The sequence below is a fragment of the Paracidobacterium acidisoli genome (genome assembly GCF_003428625.2).
Lineage (GTDB): Bacteria > Acidobacteriota > Terriglobia > Terriglobales > Acidobacteriaceae > Paracidobacterium > Paracidobacterium acidisoli.
This window is the reverse complement of the sequence record NZ_QVQT02000004.1, coordinates 87,583-103,715: the sequence shown is the minus strand read 5'-3', so window position 1 is coordinate 103,715 and position 16,133 is coordinate 87,583. Positions and strand designations below refer to the sequence as shown.

General features: G+C 60.4%; 15 protein-coding genes. 9 read left to right on the top strand and 6 right to left on the bottom strand.

Annotated elements, in window-relative coordinates; all coding sequences use genetic code 11:
* Positions 1-56 precede the first annotated feature (56 nt).
* The gene (locus D0Y96_RS11525) at positions 57-509 is read left to right on the top strand and encodes a hypothetical protein (protein ID WP_117300012.1); all 453 of its coding nucleotides are present in this window, start codon (positions 57-59) and stop codon (positions 507-509) included.
* A gap of 103 nt (positions 510-612) precedes the next feature.
* Positions 613-1,602, top strand: a complete 990-nt coding sequence (locus tag D0Y96_RS11520; protein WP_350449043.1) for an aldo/keto reductase — start codon at positions 613-615, stop codon at positions 1,600-1,602.
* Positions 1,603-1,644: 42 nt separating this feature from the next.
* On the opposite strand, the gene fabD is transcribed toward D0Y96_RS11520, so the two are convergent.
* Entirely contained in the window at positions 1,645-2,601 is a 957-nt protein-coding gene (gene fabD / locus D0Y96_RS11515; protein ID WP_117300010.1) for an ACP S-malonyltransferase, read from the bottom strand.
* A 194-nt stretch (positions 2,602-2,795) separates the two neighbouring features.
* Positions 2,796-4,691: an alpha-L-arabinofuranosidase family protein gene (locus D0Y96_RS11510; protein WP_350449042.1), complete on the bottom strand. Its 1,896-nt coding sequence runs from the start codon at positions 4,689-4,691 to the stop codon at positions 2,796-2,798.
* Between the two features lie 261 nt (positions 4,692-4,952).
* On the opposite strand from D0Y96_RS11510, the gene D0Y96_RS11505 reads away from it, so the two are divergent.
* The 3 genes from D0Y96_RS11505 to D0Y96_RS11495 all read left to right on the top strand — a co-directional run bounded on the left by D0Y96_RS11505 (position 4,953) and on the right by D0Y96_RS11495 (position 7,352).
* Positions 4,953-5,963 (top strand): radical SAM family protein, encoded by a 1,011-nt coding sequence (locus D0Y96_RS11505; protein ID WP_117300008.1) that lies wholly within the window; start codon positions 4,953-4,955, stop codon positions 5,961-5,963.
* Positions 5,964-5,975: 12 nt separating this feature from the next.
* Entirely contained in the window at positions 5,976-6,203 is a 228-nt protein-coding gene (locus tag D0Y96_RS11500) for a hypothetical protein (protein WP_117300006.1), read from the top strand.
* Positions 6,204-6,389: 186 nt separating this feature from the next.
* On the top strand, positions 6,390-7,352 hold the full coding sequence (locus D0Y96_RS11495; RefSeq protein WP_117300967.1) for an NAD(P)H-dependent oxidoreductase: 963 nt from the start codon (positions 6,390-6,392) through the stop codon (positions 7,350-7,352).
* A gap of 100 nt (positions 7,353-7,452) precedes the next feature.
* On the opposite strand, the gene D0Y96_RS11490 is transcribed toward D0Y96_RS11495, so the two are convergent.
* Positions 7,453-8,322, bottom strand: a complete 870-nt coding sequence (locus tag D0Y96_RS11490; protein ID WP_117300004.1) for a hypothetical protein — start codon at positions 8,320-8,322, stop codon at positions 7,453-7,455.
* A 171-nt stretch (positions 8,323-8,493) separates the two neighbouring features.
* Positions 8,494-10,584 carry a radical SAM protein gene (locus D0Y96_RS11485; RefSeq protein WP_117300002.1) on the bottom strand — a complete coding sequence of 697 codons (2,091 nt, stop codon included), beginning with the start codon at positions 10,582-10,584 and terminating at the stop codon, positions 8,494-8,496.
* Between the two features lie 399 nt (positions 10,585-10,983).
* On the opposite strand from D0Y96_RS11485, the gene D0Y96_RS11480 reads away from it, so the two are divergent.
* Together D0Y96_RS11480 and D0Y96_RS11475 are read left to right on the top strand one after the other, a co-directional pair.
* Entirely contained in the window at positions 10,984-12,063 is a 1,080-nt protein-coding gene (locus D0Y96_RS11480; RefSeq protein WP_117300000.1) for a patatin-like phospholipase family protein, read from the top strand.
* A 105-nt stretch (positions 12,064-12,168) separates the two neighbouring features.
* Complete coding sequence (locus D0Y96_RS11475) at positions 12,169-12,801, top strand: porin family protein (protein ID WP_147325033.1); 633 nt, start codon at positions 12,169-12,171, stop codon at positions 12,799-12,801.
* Positions 12,802-12,978: 177 nt separating this feature from the next.
* Here the strand turns inward: D0Y96_RS11475 and D0Y96_RS11470 are convergent, their stop codons facing one another.
* Both D0Y96_RS11470 and D0Y96_RS11465 read right to left on the bottom strand, forming a co-directional pair.
* Positions 12,979-13,962 carry a hypothetical protein gene (locus D0Y96_RS11470; protein ID WP_117299997.1) on the bottom strand — a complete coding sequence of 328 codons (984 nt, stop codon included), beginning with the start codon at positions 13,960-13,962 and terminating at the stop codon, positions 12,979-12,981.
* Positions 13,963-13,980: 18 nt separating this feature from the next.
* A complete protein-coding gene (locus tag D0Y96_RS11465) occupies positions 13,981-14,808 on the bottom strand; it encodes a hypothetical protein (protein ID WP_117299995.1) in 828 nt (275 codons plus the stop codon).
* A gap of 228 nt (positions 14,809-15,036) precedes the next feature.
* Between D0Y96_RS11465 and D0Y96_RS11460 the strand changes: the two genes are divergently transcribed.
* Entirely contained in the window at positions 15,037-15,282 is a 246-nt protein-coding gene (locus D0Y96_RS11460) for a hypothetical protein (RefSeq protein ID WP_117299993.1), read from the top strand.
* 29 nt (positions 15,283-15,311) lie between these two features.
* Positions 15,312-16,091: a septal ring lytic transglycosylase RlpA family protein gene (locus D0Y96_RS11455; protein ID WP_252263722.1), complete on the top strand. Its 780-nt coding sequence runs from the start codon at positions 15,312-15,314 to the stop codon at positions 16,089-16,091.
* Positions 16,092-16,133 lie beyond the last annotated feature (42 nt).

Sequence of the window (16,133 nt, the reverse complement as noted above, 5' to 3'; positions counted from 1 at the left end):
TGTCAGAATGGGTGAGGGGATTTTGTCTTCTGCCCCGAAAGGAGTCACGCTCAACGATGACCCTGCTGGATGCTCCGAAGTACAATGCGCGGCGTGCCGCGATCATTCGTAACGTTTCAATTACTCTGCTGGTGGTTCTGGTTGTGGGCGCGGTGCTGTCGTGGTTTATGTGGGACTGGCCGGAAGAGCATCGCGTGAACCGCTTCTTCGCCGCCGTGGAAGCCAGCGATATGCAGAAGGCTTACGGTATCTGGAATCACGATGACGACTGGCAGCAGCACCCCGATCGTTACAAGCCCTACGACTTTACCCAGTTTCAGAAAGACTGGGGCATCTCGAGCGACTACGGGAAGATTCACAGCCACAGGATCATCATGGCGAAGACGGTCGGCAACGGCGTGGTGATGGGGCTGGATATCAACGGCGGCAAGACCCCGATTTTTCTTCGCGTGGATCACTCGACGAAGCAGATCGGGTTTTCGCCGGTCGAGCTCTACGTCGGTCCCTGAGGATTACTGACAGCGCATGGCTCTTTTGTGCGTTCACTGGTCCGGCCTGGGGCCGGAGCAGAGCTGAAACGACAACACAACCGAATCTCATGAGGAGAAGCTGATGATGCAGCAGCGCCGCCTGGGCACGCAGGGCCTTTCCGTTTCCTCCATTGGGCTGGGATGCATGGGCATGTCGGAGTTTTACGGACCAGGCGACGAAGCGGAGTCGATTGCGACGCTGCATCGCTCGATCGAGCTGGGCATGACGTTTCTCGATACGTCGGATGTTTATGGTCCGCACACGAACGAGATGCTGCTGGGCCGCGCGCTGCGGGGACGGCGCGATGAGGTGACGATTGCGACCAAGTTCGGCATTGTGCGCGATGCCGACGGCACACGTCACGGCATCAGCGGACGGCCGGAGTATGTTCGCGCTGCCTGCGACGCCAGCTTTGAGCGTCTGGGGATCGAGACGATCGATCTGTACTACCAGCATCGTGTTGATCCGAATACGCCGATTGAAGAGACGGTGGGCGCGATGGCGGAGCTGGTGAAGGCGGGCAAGGTGCGGTATCTGGGGCTGTCCGAGGCGGGACCGGATACGATCCGGAGGGCGCACGCGGTGCATCCGATCAGCGCGCTGCAGACGGAGTATTCGCTGTGGAGCCGCGATCCGGAAGAGGAGATTCTGCCCGTTGTGCGGGAGCTGGGCATTGGATTTGTTGCGTACTCGCCGCTGGGGCGTGGCTTTCTGACGGGACAGATACAGTCGCCGGGCGATCTGGCGGCGGATGACTGGCGGCTGGCGAATCCGCGTTTTCAGGGAGAGAATTTTCAGAAGAACCTGGATCTGGTGGCGAAGATTCGCGAGATTGCAGAGCGGAAGGGCTGCACGCCGTCGCAGCTGGCGCTGGCATGGGTGCTGGCGCAGGGCGAGGAGATAGTACCGATCCCGGGAACGAAGCGGCGAAAGTATCTCGAAGAGAATGCGGGAGCCGTTACGGTTCAGCTCACGGCAGACGATCTGAAGGAGATTGAGGCGATCGCTCCGAAGGGCGCCGTGGCCGGTGAGCGCTACGACGCGGGCGGAATGAGAGCGGTGAATCTGTAAGGACAGGCCGTCCGGGCAACGCGCCCTGCGGCGCTCATTGCATCACGAACCCGGAGTCTGCAATGCGGCCAGCGCCTTTTCCAGGCTGGCTTCGTCTTCAACATTCAAACAGGTCTGGCCGCGGTCGATCTGGCGCATGAGGCCACAGAGCACTTTGCCTGGGCCGACTTCAATGAAGTGCGTCGGCTGCTCGGCGATGAGCAGGCGCATGGATTCGACCCAGCGGACGGCTCCCGTGACCTGACGGATGAGCGCGTTGCGCAGCTGATCTGCGTCCGTGACGAGCGCGGCATCGGCATTGACAGCGACAGGCACGGAAGGCGTGGCGAAGGCGAGCGCGTTCAGCAATGTTGCGAGGCGGTCCTGCGCGGGCTGCATGAGAGCGCAGTGGAAGGGCGCGCTGACCTTCAGCGGCACAGTCTTTTTTGCGCCGGCCTCTTTGCAGAGCGCAACGGCGCGGTCGACACCAGCGGCATCGCCGGAGATGACGGTCTGTTCGGGCGAGTTGAGATTGGCGGGCGAGACGATGGCTCCTGTCTCGGCGGCTGCATCGGCGCAGGCTTTGGTGGCGGCTTCGCTGCTCAATCCCAGGATGGCGGCCATCGCGCCCTGGCCTGCGGGCACGGCCTCCTGCATGTAGAGGCCGCGGTTGCGGACGGTGCGGACGGCGTCGGCGAGCGAGAGGGTTCCGGCGGCGACGTTGGCGGCGTATTCGCCCAGAGAGTGCCCAGCGACAAAGGTGGGCGCGATGCCCTTCTCGGCGAGAATGCGCAGCGCGGCGACGGAGACGGTGCAGATGGCGGGCTGCTGATACTCGGTGAGGCGAAGCTGATCTTCGGGGCCCTCAAAGCAGAGCTTCGAGATGGAGAAGCCGAGAGCGTCGTCGGCTTCCTCGAATGCCTGACGGGCGACGGCGAACTTTTCGGAGAGATCGCGGCCCATGCCGACGGCCTGCGATCCCTGGCCGGGAAAGAGAAAGACGAACCTGTGATTGCTCATGCAGGTTGTATTTCAAATGATTGCAGGGGTGAGGTGCAAGGGAGGGAGCGAGCGGAAAAGCGGTCAGCAGTCAGTGATAAAGCGGTCGGCTGAAAAGCAGTCAGGGATGAAACGGCCAGCAGCAGCAGAATATTTTGCTGTTACTGGCCGTTTCGTTACTGGCCGTCTTTTCGCTGACTGCTGACGTCTGCTGCTTACTTCGTACGCACCTCGAGCACGTTGACGGAGTAGGGCGCGAAGGTGTGGTGAATGGTTGAGCCGAGTCCGGTGATGGGACGGGTGACGGGAACGATGTGATCCGGATCGGTGAGGGTGTTGGTGTCGCTGGTGGTTTTGCCCTTGAGCGTGATGAGGCGGCCGGCAGCGGCGATGGATGCGCCGTCGAGCCTGATCTCAAGCGGCTGCGGCTTCGGCGATGCGTTGACCACCTTGAGATAGAAGAGACCCTTTGCGGCATCACGCGTGGCAGACCAGAAGAGCAGAGGGCCGGCGTCCTGTGCGGAAGAGGCCACGACCTCTTCGCCGCGATACTCGCCGAACATGACCTGCGCGTAATAGCTGGGCGAGCCGTAGCTGTGCATGGCGTCGTAGCCGATGAGGTCGGAGCTCCACTGCATGGCGTCGGGATTGACGTTGACGAAGAGCGGCGCATAGCTGGCCATGACCACGATGTCGCTGTTGCGCTCGAGGCCGGTCATCCAGGCGGCGTCGCCGAGGGCCGCACCCATGTTGGGAGTAGGCGAGCCTTCACGCGTGGCCCATTCGCCGACGAAGATCTTCGGTCCGCTGCGATCGGTGTTGTCGTAGTGATGCGTATCGGAGAAGAACTCGTGCGCGCGGCGATAGAAGTGATCGTCGATGACGTCGGGGCGGATGCTCTTTACCGATGTGGTGGCGATGAGCTGGAGATCGGGATATTGCGCTTTGATGGCCTTATGGAACTGCTCGTAGCGGCCGTCGTAGCTGCCGGAGCGATCGAAGAAGTCTTCATTGCCGATTTCGACGTATTTGAGCGGGAAGGGAGCGGGATGTCCGTCCTTTACGCGCTCGGCTCCCCACTTTGTATCGGGGCCGCCGGTGACGTACTGGATTTCATCGAGGGCGTTCTGGACGTAGGGATCGAGATCGGGGCCGGGGGTTACGTGCTCCTGCGCCATGGAGTAGCCGGCGTAGACAGCGAGCACGGGCTGGATGCGCAGATCTTCACACCATTCGAGGAACTCAAGCAGGCCCATACCGTCGGAGGACTGATAGCGCCAGGGACTGGGATGCGTGGGGCGGTCGACGAGCGGGCCGATGGTCTTCTTCCATTCATAGCGCTCGGGGATGTGGTCGCCCTCGAGGTAGTTGCCGCCGGGCAGCCGCAGAAAGGTGGGGTGCATGGCGGCGAGCTTCTCCATTAGATCGACGCGATTGCCGTTGGCGCGATCGCGATAAGTCGGCGGAAAGAGGGAGACGAGCTGCAGCCAGACGGTTCCGGCGTGGGCGACGGTAAGGACGAGGTGGTTATCGATCGAAGCGGCGATGGCGCCGGTGTGCAGGGTGAAGCGGTACTGCTTCCAGTCCTGCGTGAGCGGCGCGGTGACGGCGCGGGCGGCGACGGCTCCGGTGCGATCGTTGACGAGCTCGACGGTGACGGGGCCGATGGAGGCGTCATCGGCCTTTGCGTAGAGCGAGCCCTGATATGTGGTGTCGGGGTGAAGCGGGTATCCCCAGTAGCCATCGTTTTTGACGCCGGCGGGATCGCCGGTATCGGCCTGAGAGACGGTCAGCTTCAGGCTGAGAGGCAGCGCTTCGCTCGGGCCGGTGGTTTTGTCGATGGCGATGGAGATGCCGTTCGCGCTGTTTTCCACGGAGGTCCAGTTTTCGAGACGGCGCGTGGTGAAGGCGCGGTCGCTGACGAGCTCGGCGTAGAGGCCGCCATCGTAGGAGTGGTTGATCTCCTCGGTCATGAGGCCGTAGAGGGTGGGGCTGATGGCGTGAAGGGGCTTGTCGATCCGGACCTGAAGGACGGGCGTGGTTTGAGCGAAGAGGGGCAGAGCGAGGGTGAGTGAGGCGAGGATAATGTGCCTCAGTCTGGGCGTATACACAGCGATTGGCCTCCGTGCGGAAACGTTTACCGGAGCAAGTATACATGCAGCACAAGACCCGGGAGGCGCTGAAAAAAATTGCGGCAGGAACAGCTTTACAGATGCCAGTCCGGGGCCTGACAGACATTTGCATACGCAGAATGGAAGGAGCGCTCCTGCGCAAAAGATGGCTTGACCGGGGCCAGAGGGTATGTTCTACTGCCGTCCGCAATAGTGTGCGGTGCATCCTTCTCTTTAGAACTTCAGAACACAGGATAAGCATTGAATAGTGCGACCATCGGATTTGTCTACAATGCTCCCTGCCCGCTCGCGTGCAACTTCTGCTGTCACACGCAGGAGGTGGTGGGGCCGGGGCGCGCGGAGCCTGCGAATGTGGGCCCGGCGATGGTGCGCTTCGCCATGCAGGAATCCGTGACAGACTTTGCGTTTACGGGCGGCGATCCGTTTGTCTATTACGCGGAGATCATAAAAATCATGGTCGATGTACGCCGAGCAGGCGTGCGGCAGCCTTTCCGCATGGTGACTTCGGGGTTCTGGGCGAAATCACCGGAGATGGCGCTGGAACGGCTTGCTGCGCTGGCCGGTCTGGGCATGAACAACCTGTGCGTGAGTTATGACCACGAGCATGCGCGCTGGGTGAGTTCGGAACAGATTAGATGGATTGCCGGAGCCTGCCGCGAGACGGGCGTCGAATTTTTAGTTTATGGAGTCTTCTGGTCCGAGGGGGAAAAGCTGGAGGAGATGCTGCCCGCTATGCCGGGTGTGAAGATGCACTCGAACCTTGTGACATCGATCGGCCGGGCTCGCGAGCTGGCGGGCGAGGCGCCGCGCTACCATCTGCCAGAGGAAACGAAGTACACCTGCCGCCAGCCGCGGCACTATGACATTACGGTCTACCCCAATGGGGACACGTATCCCTGCTGCTCGGGAGGTTTCAACAAGGAGGCCGGGCTTGGATGCGGCAATGCGTTTACAGAGCCGGCGGAGGCGATTCTGACCCGTGTGTATACGCTCCTGCATGCGCGGATCGCCAAGGAGATTGGCTTCGACCGACTGTATGCGAAGGTGCGCGAGCAGGATAAGGTGCTTTACGAGCGGCTGCCGCGCTTTGCCGATGTGGATTCGGTCTGCCAGATCTGCCGGAATCTGCGTACGCAGCCGGGGCTGCAGGAGGAGCTGGCCGGTATTTACGAAGAGATGGAGATTGAGTATGTGCTCCGATGTGTCGAAGAGCACGACGAGAAGCTGAACCTGTTCCAGACGCAACCATAAAGGAGCGAGAGCATGACAGAGAAAACAGGCACAATCACCAAAGAAGAGCTGCAGAAGAAGCTGGAAACCGATCCGGAGGCGAGGGCTAAGTTTCTGGCAAGCGCTTCGAAGTTTTATGACGAGCTCGGACTGGGCGCCAGTCATGAAGACATTACTGCGTTGAAGACGACGCTGGGGTCGGGCTCGCATCCGCTTCCGACTCCGTATCCAATCGTCATTCTCCTGCCGATCCGGCGTTAGCCTGTGTTCCCGGTGGGCGTCGCCGGCTTTGTGGCGGGAGCCAAAGGCTTCGGCTCTTACCGGGGAGGCTGGAGCGGTTCTCCCGGAATCAGAAAGAGCGGTCGGAAACGGCAGGATTGCCGCATGAGGAGCGTCCGCTTATGCTGAAGGCGGATTTGCCGTTTGACGGCAAAGGAGAAACGCCGCTTGCAGATTCTGATTGTTCACGCCCATCCTGAGCCGCAGAGCTTTTGTTCCTCGCTCGCACGCACGGCCGCAGAGGTTCTGACGCAGCAGGGGCACAGCGTTGCCGTCTCCGACCTGTATGCGCAGCGCTTCGACCCGGTTTCCTGGCGCAGCAATTTCACCACCGTGAAGAATGCGGAGTACTACAAACAGCAGCAGGAGGAGCTGTACGCTACCGAACAGAACAGCTTTGCGCCGGAGCTGGAGGCGGAGATTCGCAAACTGGAGGCGGCGGACCTGCTGATATTTTCCTTTCCGCTGTGGTGGTTTGGTTTGCCGGCGATTCTGAAGGGCTGGGTGGACCGCGCCTTCCCGATGGGCCGGGTGTATGGTGGAGCGAAGCTGTTTGAAGGCGGTCTGGGATCGCTGCGCGGAGCCAGAGCAATGGCACTGATGACCACGGGCGCGCTTCCGGTGGCGTTCAGCGGGCGCGGAGTGAGCCCGGCGTTTACTGCGGTAATGGCACCAATTCAGCATGGCGTCTTCTGGTTCAATGGCTTTCAGCCGCTGGAGCCTTTTGTGGCGTGGGGCGCCGCGCGAGCCAGCGATGACACGCGCGCCGAATATCTCGAAAAGCTGCGGGCACGGCTGCCGGGCATCTTCGACGAAGCGCCGATCGTGCTCCCGCCGTTTCAGGATTTTCCGCAGTGGGGACCAGATACGAAGAAGCGCTTCCGGGTGGTCCTGCGCCGGAAGAACGGCCCCGATCCGGAGCGGGAGACGCTGCTTCCGGCGGAACGCGCGCAGATGGCGGAATTTCGCCGCACGGGGTTCGTGCTGGATGAGGCGTTCACGGCTTCCGATGCAGCAGAGTGGCGCGGATTTTTGACGGTGCGGGCGGGTTCCGCGGACGAGGTTCAGGAGAAGCTGGCGACGCTGCCGCTGGCGCGCAGCCTGGAATTTGAAGTGTTTGAGGTGGGGTGAGCGGGGAGGGGATCACTTTGGCTGTGCGCGAGCTTAGGATTATATTTAACAGAAAAGGGTTAAATACTTTACACATAAAAATGAAGAACGGTTCTATATCTTAGGATTTACTCTGGTCATTTACTGTATCCGTAGAAATACGCCGAACCATTTCATTCATTGTGTAATGAACGAATTCTTTACCAAGATTCGTTAGCACATAAGGCTTTGTGTCTTCAAAAGCAGATTCCAGTGTTGCGGGAGTAGTTCCCTTCCGCACATGCCTGGTCCTCTTGCGTACAAATCGACCAACCGAATTGATATCTCGTTCTTGCCTAATGACACCGCCTGTGCTCAGTTCACGAATCAAGAACTTATATAGATCGGCTGCTGAAGAGTCTTCTCGTGGAATTTCTCCATAAAGCTCAGTCCAAATATCAAAGCGGGTAGAACCCGGATTCTGATATATCTCGCGAATAACTGCAAAATGCACTTCGTTGTAAATCTTGATCCAATCAAGAAAAAGACGAATCACATCATCTGGGCAGACTCTTGTCCCAGCTGCATTTGTAATTACATTAGAAAGTAGACGGCGTTTCTCCTCTGTATCAGATTCATCCCAGATGCGGAATGCTTTGCGTACAAGTGCTAAGTACTCCTCGCTTTGAACACGTTCGTTAATCTCATCGCCAAGGCCATCTAATCGGTTTGCGATTTCCTCCAATGCCTGGCCTAGAATACCGATCTTCTTTTGATGTTCTTTCAGCCATTCCGTTTGAAGATGATTCAGGCGATTTGTTCCCGCTTCCGCTCGGAAGCTTTCAGCCGCACTAAGAAAACCACCCACCCAGGGGATACTACTCAAAGCAGCGAGTAGAAATTTTTCCAGAATCCTCGCGCGTTTTGAGGGTTCTGCTTTTTCAATCTCAGCGCGCAGACCTTCTATTACCTGCGAGTCCTGAGTCAGCGAGTATTTATCCCCATTGTGCATGGCTGAAATATTTAACCATGAGAATACATATTGGCGATGCGAAAAGCAGATCCTTCGACTGTGCGCTTCGCGCTCCGCTCAGGATGACAAATTCAGATGAGGTAGGAATGAAAAGCCCGGCGCGAGGCCGGGCTTTTCGTTTTTGCGGCGAAGCCGCGTGTGTCTCGATGGCTAATCGCCGATGACGGGTTCTTCGGTGGCCGGGGCTTTTGGGGCCGGGGCGATGGAGTTGATGGAGACGAGTCCTTCGACGGGCTTTTCGCCGAGGACGTGCTCGCGATAGAGCTTGGCCATGCGGGCGTTTTCGGCGTCCTGCTTCAGCTTCGCGTCGCGGGCGCGGATCTTTTCTTCGCGGGAGTTCTTCGCGATGCCCGACTTCTCGAAGGTGTCGTTGGCGGCTGAGTTCACATGGGCCTCGTTGAGGACCAGCGTGTGTTCGGCGTTGCCCATACCGACGTTCTTACCGCCGGCGAAGATCTCGTGACGGCCATGCTCCTCGTACCATTTGGTGAGCGTGGAGGTCATGTGCATCTTCTCGATGATGTTGCGCCAGCCCACGCCCGTGTTGTAGGCGCAGAAGCTGATCTCACCTTCCTGCGTGGCATAGGGGATAATGCACTGCTCGGTGCGGCGGAAGTCGTAGTTGAAGAGGTCCTGGAACCACATGCCGGCGATGAAGAGGAAGTTCCAGCGGTCGGCGCGGCGCTGTTCGATGTCGGCCATGGTGCGGTCGGCCTTCACGGAACCATATTTGCGCTTGGTCGAGCCGGAGAACTTGTCGAACTTCTTCAGCAGGTCGGCGATGCGCATGTGCGTCGGCGCCTGGGTGGGATCGTAGTTGCGGAGCAGCGCCAGGGTGATGCCGACGAGCGAGAGGAACTTGCCGCGGGCAGCGTCGTTCACCTTCGCTACGTCCTTCGCCAGGCGGTCGGCGTTCAGGAACTGGGTGACCGGAACGGCTTCCTTCGTTTCCTTGTCGATCATGATCGCCATGCCGATGCCGCAGTTGGGGTGGCATCCGCAGGAGATCTGGCCCCAGTCACGCTCGGGTCCGTGGACCAGATCGGCAAAGTCGGAGAAGGTGGAGATGAAGCTGATGGGGAACCAGTCGCGGGTCGGCTCGCCAATGCCGAGCTGATCCTTCACGTCGTGCGCCAGGTGGCTCAGCGTGTAGCGCTGGGCGGTACGGCGCTCGTCGCTGACTTCCTCGTCGCGGCCGGTGAACGAAACCGGCTGGAAGCTGAGGAAGTTGATCTTCTTGGGGTTGTCGAGGGCGAACTGGATGATGCGGCCCACCTGCTCGTTGTTGATGCCGTTGACGATGGTGGTCACGGGAACGATATCGACGCCGGCCTCGTGCAGATTGTGGATGGCCTGGAGCTTTACGTCGAACGCGTTGCCGACCTTGCGGTGCGAGTTGGCGGCGTTGCCGATGCCGTCGAACTGAAGGTAAGCATAGCGGAGACCGGCTTCGGCGGCGGCGCGGCTGAACTCCTTCGATTTGGCGAACTCGATGCCGTTGGTCGCGGCCTGGACCGACTCGTATCCAACCTTGCGGGCGTAGGCGACGGCGTCAAGGAAGTAGGGCGAGAGGGTCGGCTCGCCGCCCGAGAACTGGACCGACATCTGGCGCTTCGGCTTGATGGTGATCGCGTTGTCGAGCATGGTTTTGATGTCGTCCCAGGTCAGCTCGTGGACGAAGCCTACCTGATTGGCATCCATGAAGCAGGGGTCGCACATCATGTTGCACCGGTTGGTCAGATCGATGGTAAGGACCGATCCGCGGCCATGGGTCACGGTCGATGTTCCGTGGTTGTGCAGCTTTTCGTCGTTGTGCGCCTTGATGTCGCGGCCGGGGAAGACCTCTTCGAGGTGTTTGAAGAACTGGGTGTCGATCGACATCACGTCTTCAAAGTGGCCGTGCTTCGGGCAGTCCTTGACCATCAGGATTTTGCCGTCGCGCTCGATGATCTGCGCCTTGATCTCGCCCACCTTCTCATTCAGAAGGATCTCGTGGGGCAGCTTGCCATCAATGATCTGCTGGCGAATCTCGGGGATGCACTTCGGGCAGAGCGAGTCTGTGGTGCGGGGCCAGCCGAGGGGCGGCTTTTCTTTCTGATATGACTTGAGCAGCGGCTTGTCCGACCACCTGGGGGTGAAGGACGGGTTCGGGCTGATGCGATTGAGCCGCTCAAAGACGGTCCATGCTCCCTGGGCCGCGATGGTGACCGCTCTCTCTGCGTATTTGACGGCTTTTGACATTCCGAATCTCCTGGTGCCGGTCCCACCCGATTCGGTAATGCATTCCGGGGGGAGGGCTAAGCGTTTCGCCTGCTGTCCTGCGGCAGATAACTGATTGCTCTGCGAGGACTTTACCAGCTTCGAGGATATGCCTCCATGAACCCCGGCGAAACCACAGATGACTGAACGGTAAAATTTGGCATCGGGCGGGGGAATGGTCCTGGCGAATGGAAACGCTACCCAACCCGGAGCCGCAGTCAGCCGACTGACTCAGGCGCTTTTTAACCTGCCGATAACACGATCTATTGTAACGATTTGGCTTCACTTTCCACTTTAGAGCAGGCGATACTGTCGCGAGTCTCAGGCAAGGGTTCGACGAGATGGCCGCAGTGTGCCGCCTGTGAACGAAGGGGCGAGCCAATGGCATTATTCGATCTGGTATTTGAGGGCGGGGGCGCTAAGGGAATGGCCTTCGCAGGAGCGCTGAAGGTATTTACCGCAGCCGGACATACACACCGGCGGCTGGTGGGCACTTCAGCAGGGGCCATCACCGCGACACTGGTAGCCGCGGGCTATACGGCGGATGAGCTGCTGGACGCATGCACGCAGCCTGCGCCGGGCACGAACAATCCGATCTTTACGACGTTCATGGATTCACCGGCCTACGGAACGTTCACCGACGACCAGATTGCCGGGAGCGAAACCATGACCCTGCTGCAGGCCGCGCATGTGCCGACGTTCGTCTCGAAGCCGATTTTGAACGAACTGCTGCATGTGGATCTGTACCGCGAGCTTTTCTCCTTTAATGAATGCGGGGGATTTTATGCGGGCGATGCGGCTCTGCAGTGGATTCGCCAGCGGCTGGCGCAGAAGGGGTTGTCTCCCTCGGTGACGTGGGAGGAGTTCGCGGCGGCAAAGAATGTGGATCTTTCGGTCGTGACCACCAATATCACTCTGAAGGAGAGCACGGTTCTGAATGCGCGCACGGCGCCGCACTGCCCGGTGGCGGAGTCGGTCCGCATGTCGATGAGCATTCCTTTTGTGTGGAAAGAGATGGTCTGGCAGCCGATATGGGGCCAGTATCGCGGGGAGGATCTTTCCGGCGATATCTTTGTCGATGGCGGCGTGCTGTCGAACTTCGCTCTGTGGCTGGTGGATGAGAAGACGCCGGAAGTGATCGAGATTATGGGGAACACCGATCCGGATGGAGCGGAGACGATCGGGCTGTATCTCGATGCGAGCCAGCCGGTGCCGGGGGCCGGGATCTCGGATACGCGCAGGCCGCGTCTGCGCTCTGCCGACCGCGTTACGGCGCTGATGGATACCATGACCGACAGCCGCGACCTGGCGGTGATGCGGCAGCATCAGGAGGAGATCTGCCGTATTCCGGTGGGTGGGTACGGGACGACGGAGTTCCGGATGTCGGCAGAGCGGCAGCAGAAGCTCATTGATTCCGGCACGGCGGCGATGACGGCGTATCTGCAGACGCTTAGGGTTTAGCGCAGCAAAAGAAAAGACCGCGGCTACCGAAATCGGAGCGCGCGCTGTCCATCATGGAGAGCTTTCATTACACTGGAGATGTCTCTGGAGGTTCCGGCGCTCTTTATGGTTGAGATGTTCCTGCGCAGGCAGCGCGCTCTCTCTTTTGTTCTGGCGGTTCTGACTTTTGGCGGTCTGGGCGGCGCGGCTCGCGCGCAGGTGGCACAGCAGGTGCTGCGTAACAGCGACGTATCGCTGAGCGCGTTCGGCCAGTTCTCGTCCGACGTGAGCTCGAACGGGATTCAGCAGACGACGACCAAATCGTTAGGCGGACAGGCGGCCTTCCGGCACAGCTATCACTGGTGGCTGGGGTATGAGGCGTCCTACGGATATACGCGCTACGCGGAGCGTTACACCGGACAGGTGTTCTCTTACCAGCACAACGCGCATGAATTTGGCGGCACCTATCTGGTGCAGGGTCCGCATGCGCTGGGTCTGCAGCCCTTTGGCGGGGTGGGTGTGAGTGCGCTGATCTTTTCGCCTTCACTGAATGGCGGGCAACATGCCGAGTGGCAGGGGCGTACGGCGGTGAACTTTACGGTCGGGATCAATCATCCGCTGCTGACGAACCATATCGGCGTGCGTCTGCAATACCGCGGGCTGTACTACAAGGCTCCCGACTTCGGACAGGTGGCTCTGAAGACGAACAGCTTCCGGATTACGTCGGAGCCGACCGTCGGTGTGTATCTGAAGTTCTGACCGGTCCTTCTGCTTCTTTCCTGCCGCATTATCGCCGGTCACGGAGATTTCCGTGGCCGGCGCGCTGTTTATGGCCGGTCAGGTGGCTCCCGGTTGGGAGTTGGTTCCGCAGGATCGATGACCTGTTCAGGAATCAAAACCATGCCGTTCACTAAGCGGGCGTGAGGATTCGCTCCGTCAGGGAGTGCCCGTGCCGCCTTCCTCGACGGCGACGCGGTTGATGATGCGCTGCACGAAGACCACATTGATATTGATGTGGCGCGCCACGTCGGGCAGAAATTCAGTAATGACGTTGCCGATGGGATCGGTCGCCCAGGCGGTGGTGATGCGCTGAGCCGCCGGTCCCCAGCCGACCTGGCGGTACGGCACATACATATTGCTTACTCCCTCATCGGCTACTGTTCCGAAGATGGTCGCGTAGTTGAACATGCCGCGGCCGGTGTCGCTCTGCGTCCAGACGACCTGCGTGAAGCAGTGCGCGATGCGGCGTTTGAGCGAGGCATTGGGCATGCGATGAAAGTGCGGGTCCTGACGGGCGATGGAGGGGATGAGAAAGGTGCCGAAGAATTCGGCAGTCAGGTCCTGGCTGAAGCTGACTCCGGTGAGCTTGCCGAAGCCTTCAAAGCCGGGGCCGTAGGCAGAGCTGGAGTCGGTGGCGATGGTAAGGGCGGAGGAGCCGACGATGGTAAGCAGGTTGAAGGGATCGATGACATCACGTCCGGCGAGATGGAGCTTCTGCCAGGGGGTGAGCGGGTGATTTCCGGTGGCCTGCAGGTAGCGCTGAAAGGGGTCGAGGTATTGCTCGCAGCATGCGTTGCGCTGCGGCAGCGATGAGCAGGAATCGATGGAGCAGGGCCGGGGCGAAGGCAGCGGATTACGCGCAATGCCGGAGAGCGAGCTGCCTGGAGCGGTGCTGTGAATCTCAGGCGGGAAGGAGTTTTGCCCGCCGGGCGGCGCGGGGTCGGAGAAGGAGACTTCCTGCGGGAGAGGAGCATCGGGCAGAGATCCGGACTGCTGCGCGTGCAGGGTCAGCGCCGCCGCAGAGAGGACGAGCAGGAGGAGGATAAGGCGGCTCCGGTGCGGTTCCGGACAGGTGAAAGGCCCCACATGCGTATGAACACCGGTTCCTGCTGCCGGGATGCGCCGTGAGGAGAGCTGCACTCCGATGTCCGCCCGTCTCTACCGCGAGCTTCCGGAATGCCGGTGACGGAAGCGGGTGATTATATCCGGCCAGAACTCGAGGAAGAGGTTGTCGCCGACCCCGCCGGCGACAGCGGTTCCCCAGGTGCGAAGAACGACTCCGCCATTGGCGCTGCGATGAGGATAGTAAGCCATGGTCAGGGCGCTGCCGAGGAGACGTCCGAAGATGTCGGAGACATCGAAGACGCGGCGGCCGTCATCGTTCTGCGCGATGAACATGCGCTCGGTGGCATGCCAGGCGCGCCTGCCATAGCTGCCGGAGGCGAGGCGGTAATAACGCGGATCTTCGTGCGTGACGGCGGGCAGGACACTGTCGGAGAAGAAGCGCATGCTGGCCTGGCGTGCAAGCGCAGCGCCGAAGCGCTCGCCGAAGGCTTCGCCATTTGTGCCGTATTTCGGATCTGAGTCGGTGATGAGGCCGTATTCGGCGGAGACAAGGGCGGGCAGAGGCGAGGCCGGCTGGATCTCTTCGTGCAGCCAGAAGGCCATCTTGTCCGCAGTGGTGAGACGGGGGACGCGCTCACCGGGATCGACGTATGAAGACCACTTGCGCTTCGCATAGGGAGCATGGGCCATGGGGGTTACGGCCTGGGAGCCGGGCGGAGGCGGCGGAACGGGTGTGGTCTGCGCCTGGGGCGGGTCGTCGATCGATGTAACCGGGTCGATCGATGCAATGGTAAGGGGCTGAGGGGCGTCGGGCAGGGAGGCGATGGTCTGCGAGGCGATGCTTTGGGCCGGGGCGGACATTCCGGAGGCCAGGAAGCAGGCGGCAATGGCAAAGAGGCAGATCGGTTTGGGTCGAATCATGAAGTTTTTCGAACTTATCTCGAACTCAGGGGCACGTGCGGCATGTGTGAAGCAGACCGTAGCTTTCACGATCCCGTAACGATTAGAACGGCAAAAGCGCCGCGGAGATGTATCGGGGATGAGGGTAACTGGCAAAACACCTGCTGTCAGTACGCGATTGACCCTTCAACAGGCGGGATAAATACTGAAAATGCGTGTTTATGCAGTTTGGAGACAGAGGTCTGACTTATGGCAGAGCAATCGGGAACGACTTCCGGCTCAGGACGCTTTGAAAACTTTGGCCGCAGGGTCGATGAGCAGGTAGAGAACGCGGTTCCTCGCATCGAGGAGGATCTGAAGAAGCTGATTGCCTGGCTGAACGACGAGGTGGTTCCGGAGGTTCGCCGGAGCTCTTCGAAGGGGCTGCGCACGGCTGCAGAGCAACTGGAACGACTGGCCGCGCACCTTGACCGCCGCGGCGGAAGCGGAATGTAACCGGAAAACGGAATCAGGAAACCGATACGATGCAGCGACACTCCTCCTTTCTCTCTTCGGCGCTGATCTCGGGCATGGCTTTGGCACTGATAACAGGGTGCGGGCACAAACAGCCGCAGGTCGTATATGCGCCACCGCCGCCGGTGCTGGCGCCTCCTCCGGCATCGGCTCCCGCGCCTTCATCTCTGCCGCCTGCAGTGAGCAGCCCGACGGGGCCGGTGGCGGATTCGCAGATGGACGCCGAGTATGTGGCCACGCACTCGCCGGTGTGGACGGAGAGCGGCATGGCGAGCTGGTATGGACCTCCGTACCACAACCACATGGGCGCGAACGGAAAGATCTTCGATCAGAACATGGTCTCGGCGGCGCATCGCACGCTGCCGATGGGGTCGCTGATCAAAGTGACGAATATGAGCACGGGACAGTCGGCGGTGATGCGCGTGACCGACCGCGGCCCGTTCGTTCCGGGGCGCGTGCTGGACCTTTCAGAGGGTGCGGCGAAGGAAGTTGGCGTATGGCGGCCGGGCACTGCGAATGTGCGCATCGACGTATATGAGACGCCGAAGCCGATGGATGAGGGCGGGCGCTGGTGCGTGCAGATTGGCGCCTTCACCCATGAGAAAGAGGCGCTGCGCCTTGAGGAGCATCTGGAGCGGAAGTACCAGACGGCGAACGTGATTGAATTTACCGGGCCGACGGGGCACTGGGTGCGGATTCGGCCGGCGAATGACGACCGGGAGCGCGCTGTGGAGATTGCGCATGAGCTGAAGCCGGTCGAAGGGGATGCGTATCTGGTGAGGCTGGATTAAGAGCGGCCTGGCGGATGGGAATCCGCCAGGGGCGTTTCCAGC

What these genes read in the sequence shown, in the direction of transcription:
- D0Y96_RS11465 (WP_117299995.1), bottom strand. Translation starts at nt 14,808, where the DNA reads ATGATTCGACCCAAACCGATCTGCCTCTTTGCCATTGCCGCCTGCTTC.
- D0Y96_RS11455 (WP_252263722.1), top strand. Translation starts at nt 15,312, where the DNA reads ATGCAGCGACACTCCTCCTTTCTCTCTTCGGCGCTGATCTCGGGCATG.
- fabD (WP_117300010.1), bottom strand. Translation starts at nt 2,601, where the DNA reads ATGAGCAATCACAGGTTCGTCTTTCTCTTTCCCGGCCAGGGATCGCAG.
- D0Y96_RS11490 (WP_117300004.1), bottom strand. Translation starts at nt 8,322, where the DNA reads ATGCACAATGGGGATAAATACTCGCTGACTCAGGACTCGCAGGTAATA.
- D0Y96_RS11480 (WP_117300000.1), top strand. Translation starts at nt 10,984, where the DNA reads ATGGCATTATTCGATCTGGTATTTGAGGGCGGGGGCGCTAAGGGAATG.
- D0Y96_RS11520 (WP_350449043.1), top strand. Translation starts at nt 613, where the DNA reads ATGATGCAGCAGCGCCGCCTGGGCACGCAGGGCCTTTCCGTTTCCTCC.
- D0Y96_RS11475 (WP_147325033.1), top strand. Translation starts at nt 12,169, where the DNA reads ATGGTTGAGATGTTCCTGCGCAGGCAGCGCGCTCTCTCTTTTGTTCTG.
- D0Y96_RS11525 (WP_117300012.1), top strand. Translation starts at nt 57, where the DNA reads ATGACCCTGCTGGATGCTCCGAAGTACAATGCGCGGCGTGCCGCGATC.
- D0Y96_RS11485 (WP_117300002.1), bottom strand. Translation starts at nt 10,584, where the DNA reads ATGTCAAAAGCCGTCAAATACGCAGAGAGAGCGGTCACCATCGCGGCC.
- D0Y96_RS11500 (WP_117300006.1), top strand. Translation starts at nt 5,976, where the DNA reads ATGACAGAGAAAACAGGCACAATCACCAAAGAAGAGCTGCAGAAGAAG.
- D0Y96_RS11460 (WP_117299993.1), top strand. Translation starts at nt 15,037, where the DNA reads ATGGCAGAGCAATCGGGAACGACTTCCGGCTCAGGACGCTTTGAAAAC.